Origin of the sequence: Paraburkholderia caffeinilytica (assembly GCF_051027425.1) — a bacterium.
Lineage (GTDB): Bacteria > Pseudomonadota > Gammaproteobacteria > Burkholderiales > Burkholderiaceae > Paraburkholderia > Paraburkholderia caffeinilytica_A.
Genome location: NZ_CP186553.1, coordinates 1,773,391 through 1,796,064, shown reverse-complemented (window position 1 = coordinate 1,796,064; position 22,674 = coordinate 1,773,391). Strand labels below are relative to the sequence as shown.

At 61.4% G+C, this 22,674-nt stretch carries 21 protein-coding genes and 2 pseudogenes; 14 read left to right on the top strand and 9 right to left on the bottom strand.

The features are described 5' to 3' along the window. Window positions 1-26 precede the first annotated feature (26 nt). Together ACOSV0_RS28475 and ACOSV0_RS28470 are read right to left on the bottom strand one after the other, a co-directional pair. Window positions 27-221 (bottom strand): YqaE/Pmp3 family membrane protein, encoded by a 195-nt coding sequence (locus tag ACOSV0_RS28475; RefSeq protein WP_408217913.1) that lies wholly within the window; start codon window positions 219-221, stop codon window positions 27-29. A gap of 81 nt (window positions 222-302) precedes the next feature. Next, window positions 303-497, bottom strand: a complete 195-nt coding sequence (locus ACOSV0_RS28470) for a DUF1653 domain-containing protein (RefSeq protein WP_434115780.1) — start codon at window positions 495-497, stop codon at window positions 303-305. Between the two features lie 312 nt (window positions 498-809). Between ACOSV0_RS28470 and ACOSV0_RS28465 the strand changes: the two genes are divergently transcribed. Beyond that, on the top strand, window positions 810-1,247 hold the full coding sequence (locus ACOSV0_RS28465; protein ID WP_434115778.1) for a YciI family protein: 438 nt from the start codon (window positions 810-812) through the stop codon (window positions 1,245-1,247). Window positions 1,248-1,285: 38 nt separating this feature from the next. Here the strand turns inward: ACOSV0_RS28465 and ACOSV0_RS28460 are convergent, their stop codons facing one another. Beyond that, the gene (locus ACOSV0_RS28460; protein WP_434115775.1) at window positions 1,286-1,930 is read right to left on the bottom strand and encodes a helix-turn-helix transcriptional regulator; all 645 of its coding nucleotides are present in this window, start codon (window positions 1,928-1,930) and stop codon (window positions 1,286-1,288) included. Between the two features lie 349 nt (window positions 1,931-2,279). Here ACOSV0_RS28460 and ACOSV0_RS28455 point away from each other — a divergent pair, with 349 nt between their 5' ends. The 3 genes from ACOSV0_RS28455 (at window position 2,280) to infA (ending at window position 3,758) form a co-directional block, all read left to right on the top strand. Beyond that, complete coding sequence (locus ACOSV0_RS28455) at window positions 2,280-2,498, top strand: hypothetical protein (RefSeq protein WP_028194708.1); 219 nt, start codon at window positions 2,280-2,282, stop codon at window positions 2,496-2,498. Between the two features lie 572 nt (window positions 2,499-3,070). After that, complete coding sequence (locus ACOSV0_RS28450; RefSeq protein WP_434115773.1) at window positions 3,071-3,352, top strand: hypothetical protein; 282 nt, start codon at window positions 3,071-3,073, stop codon at window positions 3,350-3,352. Window positions 3,353-3,485: 133 nt separating this feature from the next. Further along, entirely contained in the window at window positions 3,486-3,758 is a 273-nt protein-coding gene (infA, locus tag ACOSV0_RS28445; RefSeq protein WP_012427521.1) for a translation initiation factor IF-1, read from the top strand. Window positions 3,759-4,124: 366 nt separating this feature from the next. Here infA and ACOSV0_RS28440 read toward each other — a convergent pair whose 3' ends face one another. Further along, complete coding sequence (locus tag ACOSV0_RS28440; protein ID WP_434115769.1) at window positions 4,125-4,868, bottom strand: GntR family transcriptional regulator; 744 nt, start codon at window positions 4,866-4,868, stop codon at window positions 4,125-4,127. Window positions 4,869-5,124: 256 nt separating this feature from the next. Between ACOSV0_RS28440 and ACOSV0_RS28435 the strand changes: the two genes are divergently transcribed. From ACOSV0_RS28435 to ACOSV0_RS28420, 4 genes are all read left to right on the top strand, one after another. Then, window positions 5,125-6,363 (top strand): cyanate transporter, encoded by a 1,239-nt coding sequence (locus ACOSV0_RS28435; RefSeq protein WP_434115767.1) that lies wholly within the window; start codon window positions 5,125-5,127, stop codon window positions 6,361-6,363. Between the two features lie 426 nt (window positions 6,364-6,789). Next, on the top strand, window positions 6,790-8,628 hold the full coding sequence (locus tag ACOSV0_RS28430) for a tetratricopeptide repeat protein (protein ID WP_434115765.1): 1,839 nt from the start codon (window positions 6,790-6,792) through the stop codon (window positions 8,626-8,628). Window positions 8,629-8,797: 169 nt separating this feature from the next. Beyond that, window positions 8,798-9,373, top strand: a complete 576-nt coding sequence (locus ACOSV0_RS28425; protein ID WP_434115763.1) for an ANTAR domain-containing response regulator — start codon at window positions 8,798-8,800, stop codon at window positions 9,371-9,373. Window positions 9,374-9,383: 10 nt separating this feature from the next. Next, on the top strand, window positions 9,384-10,535 hold the full coding sequence (locus tag ACOSV0_RS28420; RefSeq protein WP_434115761.1) for a CmpA/NrtA family ABC transporter substrate-binding protein: 1,152 nt from the start codon (window positions 9,384-9,386) through the stop codon (window positions 10,533-10,535). A 33-nt stretch (window positions 10,536-10,568) separates the two neighbouring features. Here ACOSV0_RS28420 and ACOSV0_RS28415 read toward each other — a convergent pair whose 3' ends face one another. Together ACOSV0_RS28415 and ACOSV0_RS28410 are read right to left on the bottom strand one after the other, a co-directional pair. Beyond that, on the bottom strand, window positions 10,569-11,987 hold the full coding sequence (locus ACOSV0_RS28415; protein WP_434115758.1) for a sensor histidine kinase N-terminal domain-containing protein: 1,419 nt from the start codon (window positions 11,985-11,987) through the stop codon (window positions 10,569-10,571). Next, complete coding sequence (locus tag ACOSV0_RS28410) at window positions 11,984-12,679, bottom strand: response regulator (protein WP_434115756.1); 696 nt, start codon at window positions 12,677-12,679, stop codon at window positions 11,984-11,986. Before ACOSV0_RS28410 ends, ACOSV0_RS28415 begins: the two co-directional genes overlap by 4 nt. Before the next feature lie 115 nt (window positions 12,680-12,794). On the opposite strand from ACOSV0_RS28410, the gene ACOSV0_RS28405 reads away from it, so the two are divergent. From ACOSV0_RS28405 to ACOSV0_RS28390, 4 genes are all read left to right on the top strand, one after another. Beyond that, complete coding sequence (locus ACOSV0_RS28405; RefSeq protein ID WP_434115754.1) at window positions 12,795-13,883, top strand: ABC transporter substrate-binding protein; 1,089 nt, start codon at window positions 12,795-12,797, stop codon at window positions 13,881-13,883. Between the two features lie 100 nt (window positions 13,884-13,983). After that, window positions 13,984-15,753, top strand: coding sequence for an ABC transporter permease (locus ACOSV0_RS28400; RefSeq protein WP_434115752.1), 1,770 nt, complete (start codon window positions 13,984-13,986; stop codon window positions 15,751-15,753). Further along, entirely contained in the window at window positions 15,746-16,813 is a 1,068-nt protein-coding gene (locus tag ACOSV0_RS28395; protein ID WP_408274281.1) for an ABC transporter ATP-binding protein, read from the top strand. Before ACOSV0_RS28400 ends, ACOSV0_RS28395 begins: the two co-directional genes overlap by 8 nt. A gap of 80 nt (window positions 16,814-16,893) precedes the next feature. Further along, complete coding sequence (locus ACOSV0_RS28390) at window positions 16,894-17,970, top strand: porin (protein WP_434115750.1); 1,077 nt, start codon at window positions 16,894-16,896, stop codon at window positions 17,968-17,970. Window positions 17,971-18,336: 366 nt separating this feature from the next. On the opposite strand, the gene ACOSV0_RS28385 is transcribed toward ACOSV0_RS28390, so the two are convergent. The 3 genes and pseudogenes from ACOSV0_RS28385 to ACOSV0_RS28375 form a co-directional block, all read right to left on the bottom strand. Next, window positions 18,337-18,771: an ester cyclase gene (locus ACOSV0_RS28385; RefSeq protein WP_434115749.1), complete on the bottom strand. Its 435-nt coding sequence runs from the start codon at window positions 18,769-18,771 to the stop codon at window positions 18,337-18,339. A gap of 29 nt (window positions 18,772-18,800) precedes the next feature. Next, window positions 18,801-19,004, bottom strand: a pseudogene (locus tag ACOSV0_RS28380) (DUF1269 domain-containing protein); the annotation flags it as partial. A 375-nt stretch (window positions 19,005-19,379) separates the two neighbouring features. Further along, window positions 19,380-20,270: pseudogene (locus ACOSV0_RS28375) on the bottom strand (LysR family transcriptional regulator); the annotation flags it as partial. A gap of 541 nt (window positions 20,271-20,811) precedes the next feature. Here ACOSV0_RS28375 and ACOSV0_RS28370 point away from each other — a divergent pair. Both ACOSV0_RS28370 and ACOSV0_RS28365 read left to right on the top strand, forming a co-directional pair. After that, window positions 20,812-21,870, top strand: a complete 1,059-nt coding sequence (locus ACOSV0_RS28370; RefSeq protein ID WP_434115747.1) for a Dyp-type peroxidase — start codon at window positions 20,812-20,814, stop codon at window positions 21,868-21,870. Then, window positions 21,863-22,666: a family 1 encapsulin nanocompartment shell protein gene (locus ACOSV0_RS28365; protein ID WP_175051605.1), complete on the top strand. Its 804-nt coding sequence runs from the start codon at window positions 21,863-21,865 to the stop codon at window positions 22,664-22,666. The genes ACOSV0_RS28370 and ACOSV0_RS28365 overlap by 8 nt, the downstream gene beginning before the upstream one ends. The last annotated feature ends 8 nt before the right edge of the window (window positions 22,667-22,674 follow it).

Sequence of the window (22,674 nt, the reverse complement as noted above, 5' to 3'; positions counted from 1 at the left end):
CGCGGCGGACCGCTTCGCCTTCAGCCTTAACGGCCGTTGCCCATTGCCCGGGCGATTTTCTTGTCGGTGGTGTACTGGCTCAACGCATACACGGACCAGATCGCGGCCGGAATCCAGCCGATCAGCGTGATCTGCAAGATCAGACAGATGATCCCGGCAAACGGCCGGCCGATCGTGAAGAACTGGAACCACGGCAAAATGATGGCAAGCAATAGACGCATTCGGATTTCCTGTTTGTGTTGGCCTGGCAGTGCGCGTTCATCGAGTGCGATCGCGCTTGCAATCGCTTGAACGAGTCCCGCCTAGTTGATCGGCGCGAATCGCGGCACCTTGGCCCCGTCGATTTCGACCAGCTCGAAAAACACCGAAGCCGGGCGCGTCCAGATCGTACCATTGCTGGCTTTGTAGACGATCATCGTGACCGTCGGATCGGACTCCAGCGTGGCCTCGCAAACCAGCTCGTAAATACCGCCTTTGTAGTGTCGATAACGCACCATTCAACAACTCCTGTTCCGATCAACGGATTTTTTTAAGCGGGCCGACGTGCTCCGAAACAAAGCACGTGGTTGTGTTGCACTCGTCATTTTAAACGCCTGCCGCCGTGCGAAAGATCGCTGATGCGGGCTTTCGCTGTCGCCAACGTGGGTCCTTTCGTGCCGTGCCAAAGCAATGACACGGGCATGCGCTAAATTTCCCGACGACAATGTCGATTTCCAGCATGCCGATTCGTCGTCGTGTAAGAGCCACCCGTGATACTGAACCCGCCTCGGGGCCGTGCGGCTCAAACAACTCAATCAAGGAGAAGGACAATGCGCGTCATGGTAATGGTCAAAGCGACCAGCGATTCAGAGGCCGGCACAATGCCCAGCACGGAACTGCTGGCGGCAATGGGCAACTTCAATGAAGAACTCGTGAAAGCCGGCGTGATGCTCGCCGGCGAAGGTTTGCACCCGAGCGCGAAAGGTAAGCGGGTGCGCTTCTCCGGCACCCAGCGGACCGTGATCGATGGACCGTTCACGGAGACCAAGGAACTCGTCGCGGGGTTCTGGTTGTGGCAGGTCAAGTCGATCGAAGAAGCCGTCGAATGGGTCAAGCGCTGCCCCAATCCCATGATCGGCGACTCCGAGATCGAAATTCGTCCGCTGTTTGACGTCGATGATTTCGGCGCGGAACTGACACCTGAGCTGCGAGCCCAGGAGGAACGTCTGCGTGCCGAGGTCGACAGCGCGGCGAACAAGCCACGCTGATGCGGTACGCGAGGGCTGCCAGCGCGACTTGATGAGCGTCAGCCGCCCTCTTTCATCTGCTTCAGAATCTTGTAGACGGTGGCGCGCCCCATCGTCAGTACCGCGGCTACATAGTTGGCGGAACTGCGACCGCGAAACGCGCCTTGCGCGTGCAGCGCCTCGACGATTTCCCGCTTGTGTTCGCGCGTGAGCGCATTGATGCCGATCTGCCGCTCGCGCAGCCAGGTGTGCAGGAACGTGTTGATGCGGTCCTGCCAGTCGTCGCGGAACAGCTCCTCCGCGGGCGCGTCCGTCAGATTGCCGCCCTTGATGAACAGATCGAGCGTGGAGCGCACATCTTCGAACACCGCGATGTTGAAGTTGATGCACAGCATGCCGGCCGGCTTGCCTTCGTCGTCAAACAGGATGTTGCTCACGCAGCGCATGCGGCGGCCGTCCCAATTGAGCTTCTCATACGGACCGATGGTCCGGCCGCGCGCCGCGTAGTGGACTTCGTCGAGCACCGAGGGACCGCCCACTTCAAGCTTCGACAGGTTGTTCACGAGATACGCGATGGTTTGATCGCGCAGGTCGTGAATCACGACTTCGGCACATGGATAGAACAGCGCAGCGATGCCGTCTGCAATGGGTGCGTAGCGGTCCAGCAGCAGGTCTTTCACAGGAGAGACGGTTGTCTTGCGCATTGAGAAGTCGCTGTGTTCGAGGAATGCGGCACCGCTTTCGCCCGGATGGGCCAGGCGGGGCGCCAAGGTTATGACCGGCAGGCGGGGCAGGCACAACGATGCCGGGCAGCCGCGCGCTGCAACTCGCCATTGTAACGACCCCAATCAGCGGCGGCGACCGCGACGGCACGGTGGCCGCGCAGCGGCTATTTTATTGCGGGGCCGCATCACCCCCAGGGCATTGATGGGCAATCGGCGGCATGCTGCCCACGCCTTGTGCTTGTTGCATCCGCACACAATGAATTTTGTTTGCCTCGCCTGCGCTTTTTTTTCGTGCGATAAAAGAAGCAACTATTTCACGGAGCTGCAGATGGCCACGCTCGAAGCGTTTCGCGCCGTGCTCGACGACGAAGGCACGCCGGAGATCATTCGCAATCACATCATCGATTCGTTGCAATACACGCTGCGCAATCACGGGCAGATTTTTACGTCGAAGGAAGTCGAATGGCTTGCCGGCTGGGATGATGCGCGCATTCCGCTCGCCGCTTCGCGCGAACTGCAGAAGCGCGTCGCCGAAACCACCCGCTGACGCCCGCCCGCCGGCGCCGTCACGGCGCTATCTCGCCCACAGCGCGCCGGTCATACCCCGGCACGCTGTTCGCGGCGACCTTTTCTTGCTCAAAGCCCCGCCGGCTGGGCGATTTGCCCGCGCGCGGAAGTTTTTGCTATCCAATTAGCCCCATTTAGTGCATCATATTGGAATAGCTGTATTCCGCACCCGCACTATTGGCAATACAAGGCAACACGAGCGGGAATACAAGCGGCAGGGCAAAGCAGTATCAATTGGCGTCTCCGCACCACCCCCGACTGTTCGACCGCTGCCTGTCGGCGATCCCGTCACTCCGGCAATGCGCCGCCTGCATTCGCCGTCGCGAGTTGTGCAGCTGGGTGGTTCATTTACGCGCCCGATGTCTGCGCGACATCAGCGTGTTTCTTCTCCATCGAATCCGCGATTTTGCGCGGCCGCGCTCATGCCCTTGCCATCGGGCCTGTGCCAACCTTTTTCCATGGCTGCGCGCCCCAAGGTGCTGCGCAGCCGGGCCTGTTGTGCCGCGCGTAACACGCGTGACACGGGGGCCACGTAATACAGGACCACGCTTCATGAATTCAGTTGTCAAGACGTACAAGGGTTACGAAATTCACCCGCTCGTCTATCCGCGCCGTCCGGTGGACGGTCAGACGAGCCGCAATCCGGACGCAGGGTACGACGCGTCGGTGCGCATCTGCCGCGTGGGCGCCAATCCGGCGGCCGACGGGCGTGTGTTCCGTCTGCAGTATCTGTTTCCGTTCGACGGCACGGGCAAGGCGCGCATTGCGTGCATGGCTCACGCCGAGCAATTGATCGACGGCCGCGTAGACGGCCAGTCCGTCGCCGATCTTTGAGCGGTACTATCAGCGAATCCGCTGGAGCCGCAGCAGTTGGCCTGAAAGCCAACTGTCAACCGTATCAGATGTTGCGCAAGCCGGCTTAGCCGTGCGGCCAACACCCATTTATCCCATCGACCAGGAGTTATGCATGGCGAAAGAAGAACTGCTTGAACTTGACGGTATCGTCGACGAAGTACTTCCGGATAGTCGTTACCGCGTGACGCTCGACAACGGCGTCGTGGTTGGCGCTTACGCGTCCGGACGCATGCGCAAGAACCATATCCGTATTCTCGCGGGCGACCGCGTGACGCTGGAACTGTCGGTTTACGATCTGACCAAAGGCCGGATCAACTTCCGTCACAAAGACGAGCGCGCCACCGGTGGCGGCGGCGCACGCAATACGCAATTCCGTCGCCGTTAAGGCCGGCGGCACGCTGACCGCTTACTGGCGGTTGTTGCGTGACCCCTTGCTGTCCGTTGTTCGCGAAGCCTTTCGCGCGCCTCCTCCGGCTTGATTTGCTTGACTCGAGCCTGGGCGGCGCGCTGCGGCGTCGTATGAGTTGCATGCTTTGCAACCGCTTTGCGCCTACGCGCTTTGCAACCGTCCGCTTTTACCCACCCGCTTTGCACCCACCGCTTTCACCCACATGCTCCGCGCTGTGTCTGGCCGACCGTTTTGCTGAGTCGTCGTCCGCATAGCCGCAACTAGCGCGCGCCTCCGCCGCTCGCGCCGTCCTTCCGCAGCCGGGTGTCTCGCACCCTCGCGCACTCACTACGCTGCCTCTTTTTACACCCCGAACACCGCACCGAGATCCTCGCCGCCGGCGCTTTTGCGCATCTGCTCGACCACCCGCTCCTCCAGTTCCGACAGGTGCTCGCGCATCGCCGCCAGCGCCGTATGCAGGTCTCCCGCATCGAGTGCTTCGATGATCTGCATGTGCTCGTCCGCGGAGCAGGTCGAACCCTTCGACGGGTCGAACAAGGCCTTGTACAACTCCGTCTTCGCGACGAGTTGCCCAACCAGGCCAAGCAATTCCGTACCGCCTGCGAGTTCCGTCAACAGCACATGAAACTGGCCCGCGAGCCGCACGGATTCCTCGACTGCGCCGGCGCGTGACGCCTTCTCTTCGCCGCGCACATGGGCGCGCAGGCGGCGCTTGTGAGCCGCGCTCAAACTCCCGCACAAGGCCGCGACAATGCCCGCCTCGACAATTTGCCGGGCGCGATACACCTGACGAATGTCGTCTTCCGATGGCGACGGCACAAACGCCCCGCGATTCGCCGCGAGCACCAGCTTGCCCTCGAAGCCCAGCCGCGCGAGCACCTTGCGCAACGCGCCACGCGTACAGCCAAACGCCGCGGCGAGATCGCGCTCGACCAGTTGCGCACCCGGCCGCAGACGGCCTTGCAACAACGCCGCGGTGATCGACGCGTAAATACGCTCTTCGACGCTGATCGAGTCGTCGCCGATCGCGGCGTGAAGCGGCGTTTCTGTATCGGCTGACGATGCACTTCGGGAACGTGGGGCCATGGAATCCGGTGACGGGAACGGGGCGGTATCGCCCGGCATTCTAGCGGCGGCGGACCGCAAACGCCATGCGCTTATGACGCCGCCTATACCGGGCATCACTGAAATGGTTAACCATTTTAAGTTATTATGGTCAACCAAAATGAAGCTCAAGCGGATTTTTCGCTGCGCTCGAGGCTCTTTTCCAGCCGTGCCGCCAAGGTCGCGCAGTTTCTTTAGCGCTTGCGGGCGGCGTCCACCTCTCACACTCAGGTCCATCGTGAATTCGCACTCCAGCACCGCTCCGGCCCGTACCGACGTCAGCGTGACATCCCATGCGCTAACGTGGCGGGACGCCTTATGGCTGTGCGTAATCGTGGTAATCGGCATCAACTTGCGGCCCTTGCTGACGTCGATCAGTCCATTGATGACGACGATCCGCACGGCAACCGGCCTGAGCTTCTATGGCGCTTCGTTGCTGACCAGCTTGCCGGTCGTCGCGATGGGCATCGGCGCGTTCGGCGCCGGCGCATTGACCCGCACGATCGGCGAAACGCGCGGCGTCGCGCTCGGTTTGCTGGCGATCGCGCTGGCGTGCGGCGCGCGCTGGGCGACCGGAAGCGGTGCCGCCCTGCTGTTGACAGCGACTCTGGCAGGCATCGGCGTTGCGGCGATTCAGGCCCTGCTGCCCGCCGTCATGAAGCAGCGCTTCCATGCGCGGGTGCCGTTGGCGATGGGGGTCTTCTCCGCGTCGATCATGGGCGGCGGCGGGCTGGGGGCGAGTTTGAGTCCGTGGGTCAGCAACGCAATGGGGTCGTGGCACGCAGGGCTCGCGGTGTGGGCCGTTCCTGCTCTGATCGCGCTGATCTGCTGGCTCGGCCTGAATCTTCGACCTTCGACCGGCGCTGCGGCACAAGCCGCTCCGGCAAGCCCGCCGGCTCTTCCCCTGTGGCGCAAGCGGCGCGCGTGGACGCTTGGCCTCTACTTCGGAATCGTCAACGGCGGATATACGACACTCGTCGCGTGGCTGCCGGCGTTCTATCAGCAGCGCGGCGTGAGCGTCGCGGATAGCGGGTCGTTGCTCGCCAGCATGACCGTGTTTCAGGCTTCCGCCGCGCTATTGCTTCCGCTGGTCGCGGCGTCGTTCCGGGACCGGCGGCCGTGGCTGGTTCTGGGTTTGTCCGCTCAATTGGTCGGGTTGCTTGGTCTGATCCTGTGGCCTGATGCAGCGCCGCTGGTCTGGGTTGGCGTTGCCGGCGCCGGCCTTGGCGGGACGTTCGCGTTGACGCTCGTCACCGCTATGGATCATTCGGCCGATCATCGCGTCGCGGGCAGGCTGGTGGCGTTTACTCAGGGTGTCGGATTTATCGTGGCCGCGATCGCGCCCGTTTTTGCCGGGATCGTTCGAGGTTGGAGCGGCGGGTTCGGGGCCGCCTGGATCATGCTGGCAGTAAGCGTAGCCGCCATGATTGCTGTCAGTTGTCTGTTTTCGCCCCGGAGTTACGGCAAGTGGTATTGACTGGGGCGCGTCTTTCCTTCCGCTGCCATGCCAGGCTGGGCGTAACGCCGTTCTACCAAACTGGTTGAGTCGATTCCTCCGCTCGTGCGGCTTGTGCCACTTGAGTGATTGTGCGAGCAAACCACACCTGCAGTCTTACGCATCAAGTAACTTATCCGACGCACAAATAGCCAAGCCCGATGGTTTATATCAATCAGGCTATTTATCATCCTGCTCACGCCATTCCCCGAGCACAGCTACAAGAGCCCCGGCCCGGTGCCAACAGGAACGTATTACGTCATGGTGAGCACGGCCAAACCAATCGACGATATCCGCATCCAGTCGGTTGCTACTTACTATTCCCCATAAGCCGGTTGTGCACGAATGACGCCCCTGTACTGCAACGATGCATCAGGGGCGCACTTCCCGCAATCCATGTGGCAAACGATGAATGACAATGACACAGCCGTGGACGTTCTCGTTGCACGCGCGGATGCAGATTTTCTCGCGCGTCGTATGACCGATGCGATGAACGCTTATCAGAAGGTGCTAACCCGGCGCCCGCGCGATGCCCATGCGTTGCACCGCATGGGACTTGCCTGTGTTCATGTGAATGAAATGAGCCAGGCGCGCGGCTATCTGGACCTGGCCTTGCAAGCCGCCCCTGAACGCGCTGAGTTATGGGAACACGCAGGTCTGCTGGCGGCATTGAAACGTGACCATGTATCGGCTGAAGCGTTCTATCGTCACGCGCTGTATTTGACCGGAGATATCGCCAATACCGCCAGTCTTCACAGGAATCTGGCTGACTGCCTGCGATCGACCAACCGCCTGAATGAGGCAATCGCCCATTATCGGAAGTCCCTTGAAATCGAACCGCGTTTGCATCACGCCGTGCGCGCCCTGGCCCGGATCAATGCGCAAATCGGGCGGATCGACGACGCGGCGAACTACTGGCTACGCGCGTGGGCGCTTGCCCCCGCCAACCTGCAAGACGCGCTCGACCTGGTGACGGCGCTCGCAACCGCCAATCGCACGCGCGAGCTGGATGAAATTATCAAACAGATAAGAACCCGCTTTGCCGGCGATGTCGAAGCGCTAAAGTCGCTAGCGTACGCGTTAAACACCAACGACCGCTTCAGCGATGCGCTTAATGTCGCCCGACAAGGACTCGCTCTCGATCCGCACCACCCGCTCCTGCATCACAACGCGGCACGCGCACTCAGCATACAAGGCCATCTTGCCGAAAGCCGGCCGCACAGCATGGAAGCAGCGCGGCGCCTGCCGGACAACCCTCACCTGCAGTTTCATCTTGCGGGCGTACAGCTTGGCCTCGGCGAATTTGAAGAAGGCTGGAAGCGGTACAAATGGTTCTACGCACTCCCCGACAAGGCAGAAGAACGGATTCGACCTGCCTTCCCCGAGTGGAACGGAGAGCGGGTCGCTGGATGCCGGTTCCTCCTTGTTGGCGAGCAGGGACGTGGCGACGAGATCCAGTTCCTCAGATTCGCCGAATGGCTGTATTGGCGAGGAGCCACGGTCGACGTACTGGTTAGCCGGCCAATCGCGGCACTGGCTGCCAGTATGAAGAGCGTGCGGACCGTATTCACCACTCTGCCGTCCGGTCCCTATGAATACTGGTGCCCTATGCTAAGGATACCGGATCATATGAAACTCGATTTATCCATGCTTCCAATTGCAATGCCGTACCTCACGGCTGCGCCGGAAAAGGCACAGCGCTGGCAGACTCATCTCGACACCATTTCACGAGGCACGACGCAGGCGGGAAACAAACGTATCGGCATCGTCTGGGCAGGCAGCCCTCATCACGTACTCGACCGTTTCCGCTCAGTCCGGCTCGATGCACTCAAGCCGCTCTTTTCGCTTGCGGCGACCACCTGGTATTCGCTGCAGAAAGGCGACCGCGAAAACGAGAGCGGATACCTCAAGGATGAATATGACCTGCACACACTGGGCCCTGCCATTGACGACTTTGCCGACACGCTAGCGATATTGCACTCGCTCGATCTGCTCATCACGGTCGACACGTCGGTCGCTCATCTTGCAGGCGCTGCAGGACTGCCTGTCTGGGTACTCGTGCCGGCCTACTCGGAGTGGCGATGGTTGACCGGGAGGACGGACAGCCCATGGTACCCATCGATGCGTCTGTTCCGGCAGCGCGAGCCAGGCAAGTGGGAACCGGTGATCGAAGAAGTGCGGCATGCGCTGCGTGAGTGGCGCGACGCGCCCGCGGCCCAGCTTCGCCATTCCCAGCGCGTCCAATAATGCCGCGCCATGCGCCGCTTCGGTGCATGCCTCGAGCATGCCCCCTACAGGTGCAGCCCTATTATTCACGCCGTTCGCAAGTCCGTGATTGTGCTGCTTTCGGCATAGCGGTCATCGCCTGGCATACCTGTTGCTTTATTCGTATCCAGCCGTCGATAAAACACACCCCATGCTGCGCGTCCTGCTCGTTACCGATACCGATAAACCCATTGGCGATCTGCGCGATGCCCTCTCACGCCTCGGCTACGAGATGCTGGCCGGTACGGCGACACCGCAAGCGCTGCATCGCGTGGTTCAGAGCGAACGGCCGGACGTCATCATCATCGATACGGAATCGCCTTCGCGCGACACGCTCGAACAGCTCGCGGTGATGAACGCCACCGCGCCACGTCCCGTGCTGATGTTCAGTCACGACGCGAATCAGCAATTGATCCGCGACGCGGTCGGCGCCGGCGTCACAGCGTACCTCGCCGAAGGTCTCTCCACGGAACGGCTCGCACCGATACTCGAAGTCGCGCTCGCACGGTTTGCGCAGGAGTCGCAGTTGCGCGAACGCCTCGCACAGGTCGAAAACGAACTCGCCGAACGCAAGCTGATCGATCGCGCCAAACGCCTGCTGATGGATCAGCAGAAGATCACCGAACACGCTGCCTACGCGATCCTGCGCAAGCGCGCGATGAACCAGGGTGTCAAACTCGCCGAAGTCGCGCGCGCCGTCGTTGCGTCCGCAGACTCGCTCAAATGAAGCGTAGATCATGAACTCTCCCGCCTCCCTCACCCCATCTTCCGCACCCACGCGGCTCGAGAAAACCCATCTGAGACTCGGCTTCGTGGCGCTGTCCGATGTCGCGCCGCTCGTCGCCGCGAAGCTGCTCGAATTCGGCCATGCCCATGGTTTGACGCTGGAACTATGCCGGCAGCCTTCATGGGCCGCCGTGCGCGACAAGCTGCTGTCGGGCGATCTCGATGCGGCGCACGTGCTCTACGGTCTCGTCTACGGCGTGCAGTTGGGCCTCGGCGGTCCGCAAACAGATATGGCCGTGCTGATGGTGCTCAATCGCAACGGCCAGGCTATCACGCTGTCGAACCGTCTCGCCGACGCTCTCGCCGAACATGGCTCCCTGCCCAAGGCTCTGGCTACGCTGGGCCGCAAACCGGTGTTCGCGCAGACGTTCCCCACCGGCACGCATGCGATGTGGCTGTACTACTGGCTCGCCTCGCAAGGTGTGCATCCGTTGCGCGACATCGAGAGCGTCGCGATTCCGCCGCCGGAAATGGTGGCCGCGCTCGCGAAAGAAAGGCTCGATGGCTTTTGCGTCGGCGAGCCATGGAATGCAATGGCCGAAGCCGAAGGCGTCGGCCGCACCGTCGCTTATACGAGCGAGGTGTGGCCCGATCATGCCGAGAAAGTGCTGGCGTGCCGGCGTGATTTCGTCAGCGCCAATCCGAATACCGCGCGAGCGCTGGTGCAAACCATGCTGGAAGCCTGCCGATGGCTCGATGGCGCCGGACACCGCAAGGAGATTTCGCACTGGCTCGCGCGGCCTGAATTCATCGGCATCGATGAAGCATTGATTGCAGAGCGGCTCGGCGACGAGATCGCGGCCTCGGTGCCGCGCGGCCTGCCCATGCGGTTCTTCGACAACGGCACCGTGAATTATCCGCGAGCAGCCGATGGCGCCTGGTTCCTCACCCAATTCGAACGCTGGGGCATGCTCGACGCACGCACGGATTACGCGGAAATCGCGGCGCAAATCAATCAGACGCAGTTGTATCGTGAAGCCGCGGCACGCGTTGGGGTAGCGGTGCCAGGTGACGACATTTCGCAGGTGTTGATCGACGGCAAAGAGTGGGGTAGCAGCACGCCATCCACGGGTTACGCGCAAAGTTTCATCATCCGCAGGTAAAGCGTACTCAGCTCACACCTGCAGGGCTCGGCGTTACATTGTTTTTAACGCCGGAAACAGCACACTGACCACGAGTCCGCCGCCGGGCGCATCGCTCAACGCGATCAGCGCGCCATGCACCCGCGCAATTTCCCGCACGATCGACAACCCCAATCCGCTGCCCTCCACCGCCTGCGTCGCTTCACTGCGATAGAAACGCTCGAACACCACATCGCGTTCACTTATGGCAATACCCGGCCCGTTATCGACGACCTGCAGCAGCGCCTGCTCACCTTCGCACGCAACGCGTACCGTAATCACCGCTCCATCACCCGAATAACGAATCGCGTTGTCGATCAGATTGCCGACCAGTTCCGCAAGCAGATCCGTCTGTCCCATCACCTCGATACGCTCGTCCTGTTCGAAACCGAGATCGATGCCACGCGAGCGCGCCACCGGCGACCAGTCGAGCGTCACGCTGCGCGCCACTTTGTGCAGCGGCACGGCGGCATGCTTGACCGTGTAGCCGCTGTCCGCATCGAGCCGCGAGAGCGAAAGCAATTGCTGCACGATGCGCACCGCCTGCTGCACCGCGCGATTCAATCGCCGCAAATGGACCCCTTGCGGGCGATTGCCATGCGCGGCCTCTTCGCTCCCGTCGACATCGCGCAGCGCCAGTTCCGACTCCGCCTGAATGATCGCAAGCGGGGTCTTCAACTGATGTGCCGCGTCGTTGAAAAATCGCCGGCGCGATAACTGCATCAACTGCGTGCGGCCAATGTACTGATTGATCGAATCGACCAGCGGCGCGACTTCGCTCGGCAGGCCTACCGTATCGAGTGGCGCCGGATCGTCTTCGGCACGCGCCGCAACTTTCGCCGACAAACGGTTCAGCGGCCGCAAGCCACGCGCCACACCCAGCCATACGATGCCGAGCGCGAGCACGACCAGCAAAAACTCCTGTTGCAGCGAGCCGGTCAGAATCTCGCGCGCGAGAGCCTGACGCTGCTCGATCGTTTCGCCGACCCGCACCATAACCACTCGCGTCTGCGCCGACGGCACGTCGTGCACCGGCAAGCGCAGCATCGCGATGCGTAACGGCCGTCCGCGAAACACGTCGTCATAAAACTGCACACTGTAGGGCTCCGCAGGCGCCTTCGTGCCTGACGGTAGATCCGGATAGCCCGTCACCACGCGGCCACCCTCCTCGCGGATCTGATAGTAGATGTTGCCGCCACCGTTCGATTCGAACATCTCCAGCGCGAGATACGGCAGATCGACTTCGATCTCGCCGTCGCGCAAACGGATGCCGTCGCGTATCGAGCGCAGCGAGAACTCCAGCGTGCGATCGAAGGCCGCGTGCGCCGCGTTCATTGCACGTTGATACGTGAGCCATGCATCGAAGGCGAGCAGCAGAAGCAACGGCAGCAACAACCAGAGCGCGACGCGAACGCGCAGATTCGGCCGCGTCATGCGCCCTTCGCTTCCAGCAGATAGCCAAGCCCGCGCAGCGTCACGATGCCGACCGAACTGCGCTCGAGTTTCTTGCGCAAGCGGTGCACGTAGATCTCGATGGCATCGGCATTCACCGATTCATCGAGCCCGAAGATTTTCTCCGAGAGCGTGTCCTTGTTGATCGCACGGCCGTTGCGCAGGATCAGCACCTCCAGCACCGAACGTTCGCGCGGCGTCAGGGCGAGCGGCTCGCCGTCGAGCGTGAAGCCGCGGTCGACGCTGTCGTAAAGCAGCGTGCCGCATTGCGCATGCAGCGGTTCCTGCCCATGACTGCGGCGCAGCAGCGCCCGTGCGCGCGCTTCGAGTTCGGTGAGCGCGAAGGGTTTGGCGAGGTAATCGTCGGCGCCGAGATCGAGGCCGCGCACGCGCTCTTCCACCGAACCATGTGCTGTCAGCATCAATACGGGCACCGCGTTGCGCCGCGCGCGCAGACGACGCAGCACTTCGAGGCCGTCGAGCTTCGGCAAGCCGATGTCGAGAATCACCAGCGCGTAGTCTTGCGTGCGCAAAACATGGTCGGCGGATTCGCCGTCGTGCATGCAGTCGACGGTGAGTTTCGCGCTGGTCAGCGCATCGGTTAGCGAGCGGGAAAGGATTGGATTGTCTTCGACTAGCAGCACACGCATAAACAGAATCCCAGGGAAATCCATGAGGCGAATTCGACCATTGTGACGCATTTCTTTCGAAAACTGAAAGCATTCAGAAAGCACACTTCTCTTACCATTCGCCTACACAAAACAAACACAATGTTTTCTGGAGGAAGACGTGCAAATCGCTTTGAAGCATCTCGCCGTAGCCGTTGCATTCGCCGCAAACTCAGCATGGTCGGCCTTTCCGGCCGGTTATCCCAGCGACTACCAGGCCACCGTCGACGGGGCAAAAAAGGAAGGCAAGCTGATCGTTTATTCGGTCACGGACACCGCTCTGGTACGCCCGCTCATCAAGGACTTTGAAAGCCTGTACGGCATCAAGGTCGAATACAACGACATGAACAGCACCGAGCTGTACAACCGCTACATCAGCGAAAACGCGGCCAGCAGCACCAGCGCCGACGTGCTGTGGAGCTCGGCCATGGACCTGCAGGTCAAGCTCGTCAACGACGGCCTGATGGCCAGTTACGAATCGCCCGAAGCGAAGCAGTTGCCGCAATGGGCGCAGTACCAGAAGCAGGCGTACGGCACCACGTACGAGCCGCTGGCGATCGTCTACAACAAGCGCCTTCTGGCCGCAGGTGAAGTGCCGCAAACCCGCGCCGATCTGATCAAGCTGCTGCAAAGCAAGCCGGATCAGTTCAAGGGCAAGGTCACCACGTACGACATCGAGAAATCCGGCGTCGGCTTCAACTATCTGACGCAGGACGCACGCGTCAATCCGCAAGTCACGTGGGACCTCGTGAAAGCAATGGGCGCAACCGGCCCGAAACTGCAATCGAGTACCGGTGCGATGATGGAGCGCATTTCTTCGGGTGAAAACCTGATCGGCTACAACATTCTCGGTTCGTACGCGCTCACCAAAGCGAAGAAAGACCCGTCGATCGGCTACGTCTACCCGAAGGACTACACGCTGGTGGTGAGCCGCCTCGTGACGATTTCGAAGAAGGCGCAAAGCCCGAACGCCGCGAAGCTGTGGGTCGACTACCTGCTGTCGCAACGCGGTCAGACCTTGCTCGCCAATCAGGCCAGCCTGTTCTCGATTCGCGCGGACGTGGACGGTGAAACGTCGATGGCGGGCCTCACGAAACAACTCGGCGACTCGCTCAAACCGATTCCGATCGGCGCCGGCCTGCTGGTCTATCTCGACCAGTCCAAGCGGCTTGAATTCCTCAAGCAATGGCAACAGTCGATCAAGCGCTAAACCTCCGCTGACCTGATGGCGTCCGCGCCAAAACGCGCGGACGCCAAGCCTTCTTTCACTACCTGTCGATATGCGGCTTTCACGCTGCAGGGGGACACTCATGCTTTCCACTAGCGCAACCGGACACCGCGACGCACCACCTCTCGCGGCCGACGGCGGCACGATAGGCGCGCTGCCGCGCGGCGGTCTGCAGCCGTTGGCGGGGCTGCTGCGCTGGCTCGTCGTCGCGGTGCTGACCGTCGCGGTGGCGCTGCCGCTCGGCTTCATTCTGTTCCAGAGCGTGCTGAACGCGCCGTTCTTCGACGCCAAACGCACACTCGGTCTTGCAGGCTTCGAATTCATTTTCAGCGACCCCGACTTCTGGTCCGCGCTGAAAAACTCTTTCGTCATCGCGGCCGGGATGTTGTTTATCTCCATCCCGCTCGGCGGCATTCTCGCGTTCCTGATGGTGCGCACCGATCTGCCCGGCCGCCGCTGGCTCGAACCGCTGCTGCTCACTCCCGTATTCGTTTCGCCGATGGTGCTCGCATTCGGCTATGTCGTCGCGGCCGGCCCAGTAGGTTTCTATTCGGTCTGGTGGAAGGAACTGTTCGGTACCGCCGAAGCGCCATGGAGCGTGTACTCGATTCTCGCGATCACGATCATCGTCGGCCTTACGCATGTGCCGCACGTCTACCTGTATTCGTCGGCGGCGTTGCGCAATCTCGGCTCGGATGTCGAAGAAGCGGCGCGTGTTGCCGGTGCGCGGCCTTTCCGTGTCGCGCTCGACGTCAGCTTGCCGATGACGCTGCCCGCCCTGCTATTCGCTGGCGTCCTGGTGTTCTTCCTCGGCTTCGAAGTGTTCGGCCTGCCGCTCGTGCTCGGCGACCCTGAAGGACACCTCGTGCTGGCGACGTATCTGTACAAGCTCACCAACAAGCTCGGCGTGCCCTCGTACCACCTGATGGCTGCTGTCGCCGTATGCATCGTCGCGATCACGTTCCCGCTGGTTCTGTTGCAACGACGCCTGCTGAAGAGCGCCAACCGCTTCGTCACCGTCAAAGGTAAAGCGGGACGTCAGACCGTGTTGCCGCTCGGCGCATGGCGTTGGGTCGCGCTGGCGATCGTCGCGCTATGGCTGTTGCTCACGGTGTTCGTACCGCTCTCCGGCATCACGCTGCGCGCATTCGTTACCAACTGGGGCGAAGGCGTGAATCTCGCCGAAGTGCTGACGCTCGCCAACTTCACCGAGCTGTTCGAGCAGGACAACCTGGTCCGCGCGATTCTCAACACGCTCGGCATCGGTGTGATCGGTGGCGCGCTGGCAGTGGGTTTCTATTCGCTGGTCGCATTTGCCGGCCATCGCCGCAACGACTGGGCCACGCGTCTGCTCGACTACCTCGTGCTGCTGCCGCGTGCAGTGCCCGGCTTGCTCGCCGGTCTCGCGTTCCTGTGGATCTTCCTCTTCGTGCCCGGCCTGAAGGAACTGAAGAACTCCATGTGGAGCATCTGGATCGCGTACACGGTCGTGTGGCTCGCGTACGGCATGCGCCTGATTCAAAGCGCGCTGCTGCAAGTCGGGCCGGAACTCGAAGAAGCGGGACGCAGCGTCGGCGGCACGCGGGCGCGCGTCAGTCTCGACGTGACGCTGCCGCTCGTGCGTTTCGGTCTGCTCGCGGCATGGCTGCTGATCTTCATGATCTTCGAGCGCGAATACTCGACCGCCGTCTATCTGCTCTCGCCCGGCACGGAAGTGATCGGCGCGCTACTCGTGTCGCTGTGGGCGACCGGCGCGGTCGATCAGGTCGCGGCGCTTTCTGTCATCAACATCGCGATGGTCGGCGTCGGACTCGGCGTCGCCCTGCGCTTCGGAGTGAAATTGCATGGATAAGCTCTCGGTCGACAACCTGTTTCTCAGCTATGGCGACAACCCGATCCTGAAGGGCGTGTCGTTCGAACTGAACCCCGGTGAAGTGGTGTGCCTGCTGGGCGCGTCGGGCAGCGGCAAGACCACCCTGCTGCGCGCGGTCGCGGGACTCGAACAACCTTCCTCGGGCCGTATCGAGCTGGACGGCAAGGTGTTTTTCGACGGCGCTTCCAAAGTCGATCTGCCGGTCGAACAACGCTCGCTCGGGCTGGTGTTTCAGTCGTATGCGCTGTGGCCGCACCGCACGGTGGCGGACAACGTCGGCTATGGATTGAAGTTGCGGCGCGTGTCGAGCGCTGAGCAGAAAAAACGCGTGCAGTCTGCGCTCGACCAACTCGGCCTCGGTCATCTCGCCGCGCGTTATCCGTATCAGCTTTCCGGCGGCCAGCAACAGCGTGTGGCGATTGCACGCGCATTGGTCTACAACCCGCCCGTCATTCTGCTCGACGAACCGCTGTCGAATCTCGACGCCAAGCTGCGTGAAGAAGCGCGCGCCTGGCTGCGCGAACTGATCGTCTCGCTCGGCTTATCCGCACTGTGCGTCACGCACGACCAGACCGAAGCAATGGCGATGTCCGACCGCATCCTGCTATTGCGCAACGGCCGCATCGAACAGGAAGGCACGCCTGCCGAACTGTATGGCGCGCCCCGCTCGCTCTATACCGCCGAATTCATGGGCAGCAATAACCGCATCGACGCGCGCGTGGCCGCGGTCGACGGCGAACGCGTGACGCTGACCGGCGACGGCTGGCAATTGCAGGCCCAGGCGCGCGAAGCGCTCACCACCGGACAAAACGCGCAGGCCGTGATTCGCCTCGAGCGCGTACAGGTCGCCGATGGCCCAGGCGCGAACCGCCTCGAGGCGGACCTCATCACGTCGATGTATCTCGGCGACCGCTGGGAATACCTGTTCCATTGCGGCGATCTGCGCTTACGCGCCTTCGGCCATGTGCCGCGAGCGGCAGGCCGTCACTGGATCGAATTCCCCGCCAACGACTGCTGGGCGTTCGCACAGGCGAGCTGATGCAAGTTCAGACGTGCTGACGGACCCAGCCACACCGCATCCCCAACCGAAGTGAATAAACCAACCACAGGAGACTGTTGATGAAGTGGAGTATGACGAAGGCGACCCTCGGCGTAACATGCGCCAGCCTCGCCGGATTGGCAGCAACGGCGCACGCGCAATCGAGCGTGACCTTGTACGGCATCGTCGACGCGGGCGTCGAATACGTGAATCACGCGAGCATGGACGGCAGCGCTACGCGTCTCGTCTCGGGCGGCAAGAACACCTCGCGCTGGGGCCTGCGTGGCGTCGAGGACCTCGGCGGCGGACTGAAGGCGGTCTTCCAGTTGGAGAGCGGCATCAACGTCGCGAACGGCCAGTTCGACGACGGCCCCGGCGCGATCTTCGACCGCCGCGCCACGATCGGCCTGAAAAACCGCTTCGGGCAAATCACGCTCGGCCGCAATTTCACGACCACCTACGACTACATGCTGCAGTTCGACCCGATGGGTTACGCGCCGAACTACTCGTGGGCGACGTCATCCACCGCGACGGGTGGCCGTAAGGACGGTCTGTTCTCACGCTCGGCCAATTCCGTGCGCTATGACGGCACGTTCTCCGGCTTCAAGCTCGGCGCCATGTACGGCTTCGGCAACGTGCCGGGCAGCATGAAGTCGAGTTCCAAGTACGACTTTGGTCTGGGCTACGAGAACGGTCCGTTCGCCGTCGTCGCCACGTTCGACCGGCAGAACGGCGCCAACGACAGCGTGACGCCGGCAGATACCACCAACTACATCCAGGGCATTCATGCAGGCCTGAGCTACGACTTCGGCGTGGTGAAGGCGATGGCCGGCTATCGCAACTATCGGCGCACCTTCCACACCGCCGCACCGACCTTGCGCAGCGATATGTATTGGGTCGGCGGTCAATACGATGTGACGCCGTTCTTCTCGCTGTTTGCCGCGGTCTACCATCAGGACATCAAGGACGCGAGCGACGCCGATCCGACGCTGTTCTCGCTGCGCGCGCAGTACGCCTTGTCGAAGCGCACGGTGCTGTATATGGCAGGCGGTTATGCGATGGCCAAGCATGACAATGCGGTCAGCCTGTCGCGTGATCTGACCGGCGCGGCGGATACGCAAACGGGTGTGACGGCGGGGATTCAGCACCGCTTCTGACGCATCCGGAACGGATAGCGCATTCAGGCGTACAGGCATCCAAAGCAGAGCGAGGCGCGGAGAAGGTCCATCCTTCGGCGCGCCTCGCTCGTTTGCTTTTAGATGGATTCGGGCAGCTCATTCGCCTAGAATGGTTCAGGCAGATAGAGCACTCGCCCACTGGAGCCATGCCATGTCACAGGTAAGCCGTGATACCCCTAAGACGCCTCGCCACAGCCTGCTGTGGTTCGTTGCATTGTGGCTGCTTGGCGTCGGCGGGACGGCACTACTCGTGCTCCCGTTTCATCTTCTTGTCGCTGCAGCCATGCATCACTAGCATCGGCACCTTCCCCGGCGCTTATGCGTCTGTCTTCGCGCAACTCAAGATTACTCAAGCGTTGGCGGCAACTGTCCAAGCTGCCGGAACACCGATAGCCAGTCTTCGAGGTGCCACGTCTTCGCAATCAGATTTCCACGCATCTGATGGAAAGAGTGAATCGCGAAACTGATGTGTTTGGAACTTGCCGCAATGCCCAGTAGTTTCCCGGTTTGCGTGCCCGTGATTTCTGCGCGAACGCCCACCCGGTCCCCATGAATCAGCACGTCGAGAATGGTGATCTTCATATCCGGCAGCGCTGTGGCGATGTTCGCGAATATTTGAACCATCTGGTCAGGTCCCGGCGCCACCCCGGCGGGCTCGGGAATATATTCCCAATCAGGGGTAACGACCTTTCGTAACAACGCGACGCTTTTCTGCTCGAAGGCGCGATAGAGCCCTTCAATCGCTTCACGGGTGATCGCTTCGTCGGTAGATACGGCCATGTCCGGTTACTCCTGAAGAATGTACCCGGTCAGGCAAGTGGTTTGCGAAAAACACTCCCGCCATAACCGAGCACGATATTGTCGACTTCAAACGGTGACGCCTCCTGCGCCTCGAGGATGAAGGCCACGTGGCCAGGGGTCAGTTTGCCGGATATCGATGCGACCAGATCGTCGTCGAACATGTCCTTGATCGCATGCTCGGCCAGTCCACCGCTCGCCCCTATCGTGAAGCCAAGTAGCGCCCCTGCCGGTCCGCCAAGCATCCCGATCAAACCGCCCGTTAGCGCACCGATCACTGTGCCCCAAAACGGCCGGGTTTGCTTGTCGAGCACGATCAGTTTGCCGGTGGCATCCTTTTGAACCAGCACGCCGCTCTCGATTTTGAAACCAAGGTCTTTCTCCTCAAAATTCCTGAAATCCCGGCCGGCTCGTTCGGCGACGTCCACACTGTCGAAAACCGCGACGATCAACTGCTGTGCCATTTGATAGCTCCTTGACTCGCCAACGTTGTCTATCAAAGATAGTGACTTTCGCATCGCGCGCCATTTGTTTATTTCCGATTCGTGGTATCGGTCGAAGTGCGCCTTGACCCCGGCACGCGCTCTGCCGAGGATTTCCGGTGTGCAATGGCTTAGCATCGTCACAATCCGCTGTACCCGCATCGGTATCTGGCGTTGTGCCCGACTCAGGAGATTCAGTTCGAATGGCGGCACCTCGAAAGCCGGCAGGATTCGAACCAATCTGCCCGCTGCAAGCGCATCGACACACGCCGGCTCTTCCAGCACCCCGATGCCGGCGCCCGAAAGAATCATTTCATACATGGGCCGCCAATGACTGGTCTTAATCGCGGTACGGATCGGCGCGCTCTCCACAACGGTCGCCATGTGCCTGAGCGGCAACTGATCCGTGCCGAACATACCCTGAACCCGGATGAACGAATGATTGATCAGTTCAGACGGCTCGGTGATCGGACCATGCTGACTCAGATAGTCTGGCGCGGCGACGAGAACACGCCCAACCTGCCCCAGTTGACGGGCAATGAATGCCCCTTCGCCAAGCTGCCCAAGACGAAACGAAATATCGACGCCCTCCGTCACGAGGTCGACGACCCGGTCGTTCAGGACCAGTTCCAGATCCAGTTGCGGATAGGCTGCGCGCACCAGCGTCAACGCCTCTGGTACGACCGTCTCGCCAAAGCAATGAGGCGCCGCGATGCGAATCGTTCCCTTCAGACTCTGCTCGTCGCTCGAGACTTCAGCGACTGCCTGTTCCACGGCGTGCAGAATCCTCTTGCTACAGTTGTAGAAGGTGACGCCTTGGGGCGTACGATTGAATGCGCGGGCACTACGGAGCAGGAGCCGGCAGCCGAGGTACTTCTCCAGCCGCTCGATGCGTTCGCTTGCGGCCGGCTGCCCGATATTGAGGTCCCGTGCCGCGCCGGAGATACTCCCACGTTCAACCACCCTGACGTAGATGCGCATGGCTTCGAGCAGATTCACCGCACCCTACCTCCATTCGCAATGCGAATTATCAGGCGCCGCCTTTCTTGCCACGATAGACAGGCCTGAACGGATGGTAACGATATGACAGGAGAATAAAAGGCCGCCCGTTCCGATATGAAGTATCGAATGAGAAGCAGAGATTTGCGACAAAACAATGTCGAACCTCATCGGCACATGATCTCGCCTGAGCCACCTGATACGTTGCCGGCCGGTGAGCATGCAAAACGCAATCGGGTCGCCCGTCTGGCTTCGGAATGCCTCATTCGGACTCACCCAGATCCTTTGCACTGTTTCCATAATGCGCCTGGGCGGTATAACATCACTGGACGCATAGTTGAACATCGACAATGTCACGTATATCTGCGCACCTCCTGATGACGAAGCAACGCTTCACGTGTGCTTGCAGCGGCTGCGACAGCTCACGTGCTTCAATCATCCGGACGAAAATTTTGCGCGCGCCTTAGACAGATGATCGCGAAGGCGGAAAGACATTCGCTCCATTCCCGGAATCAATGACGGTTCATCCATATTCAATCCGATGCCCAAAGACATCCCAGAATCGCAAGCCGTTTGTAATGACATCACACGTAGCGCGATCTTCATCGTCGCGACCCTCGCGGCGGGCCAGGAGCCCGCTGAACAGGTGCGCGCGTGGTGCGGGGACGTTGCAGCCCTGGTGCGCTCGGTCGGCAAGCGCGTCCCCTCCGGCAACCTGTCGTGCGTGGTCGGCTTCGGCTCCGACGTGTGGGACACGTTGTTCGGCGCCCCGCGCCCGGCGAACCTGCATCCGTTCCGCGAATTCGGCGCAGGCGAACGGCGCGCCGTAAGTACGCCGGGGGATATCCTGCTGCACATCCGCGCGGACCAGATGGATCTCTGCTTCGAGCTCGCCACGCAGTTGACAGGACGGCTCGGCGCGGCGGTCTCGGTTATCGACGAAGTACACGGTTTTCGCAACTTCGATCTGCGCAGCATGGTGGGTTTCGTCGACGGCACCGAGAATCCGGCGGGTCGCGAGGCCGTCGATTTCACCCGCATCGGTGACGAGAACCCCGAGTTCGAGGCCGGCAGTTATGTCATCGTGCAGAAGTACCTGCATGACATGGCGGGCTGGAACGCGCTTTCCGTCGAGACTCAGGAGCGCATTATCGGTCGCACGAAACTGGCCGACATCGAGCTCGACGCAGCGGTCAAACCGACCTGTTCACACAGCTCGCTCACAACGATCACCGAGAACGGCGAGGAAGTGAAAATCCTCCGCGACAACATGCCGTTCGGCCGCCCCGGCATGGGCGAGTTCGGCACCTACTTTATCGGTTATGCGCGTTCGCCCGAGCCTATCGAGCAGATGATGGAAAACATGTTCGTCGGGCGGCCACCAGGCAACTACGACCGGTTGCTCGACTATAGCCGCGCGGTTACGGGCAATCTTTTCTTCATCCCGTCGGCCACCTTGCTCGAGGCGCTCGCCGATCGCGATCCGCAAGCAACCGCCGCCGCGGTCGAGCAACGGCCCGAACCGTCTTCATCCGCCGAGCCGCGCCACGACGGCTCGCTGAATATTGGCTCTCTCAAGGGAATCTCTCAACATGAATAATCTGCATCGCGAGCTTGCCCCCATCTCCCGTGCCGCCTGGTCGCAGCTCGAAGACGAAGTGGCTCGCACGTTCAAGCGCAGCGTCGCCGGCCGTCGTGTGGTCGACGTCAAGGGTCCTGGCGGAACCGAACTGTCCGGCGTCGGCACGGGGCACCAGATCGCGATCGCCGCGCCGCAGCAGGGCGTGGTGGCGAAACTTGCTGAGGTGAAGAGCCTCGTGCAGTTGACCGTGCCGTTCGAGCTGCAGCGCGAAGCGATCGACAGCGTCGTGCGCGGTGCGAAAGATGCCGACTGGCAGCCCGCGAAGGAAGCCGCCAAACAGCTCGCCTATGCCGAAGATCGCGCGATTTTCGATGGATATAAGGCTGCGGGCATAGGCGGGCTTCGCGAAGGCTCGTCGAATCCGTCGCTCGCATTGCCGGCCGACATCAGCGATTATCCGAACACGATCAGCAACGCGCTCGAAGAGCTGCGGCTTGCCGGCGTCGACGGACCCTATTCCGTGCTGCTCGGCGCCGACGCCTACACAGCGCTCGGCGAGGCGCGCGATCAGGGTTATCCGGTGATCGAGCACATCAAGCGGATCGTGAATGGCGACATCATCTGGGCGCCCGCACTTGCGGGCGGCAGCGTGCTGTCCACGCGCGGCGGCGACTTCGAGTTACATCTCGGCGAAGAGTTGTCGATCGGATACGTGAGCCATACCGACACGGTAGTGCGCCTCTATCTGTGCGAGACGCTGACCTTCCTGATGCTGACGAGCGAAGCGTCAGTCTCGTTGACGCAGGCAGAGTAAGCGCCTTC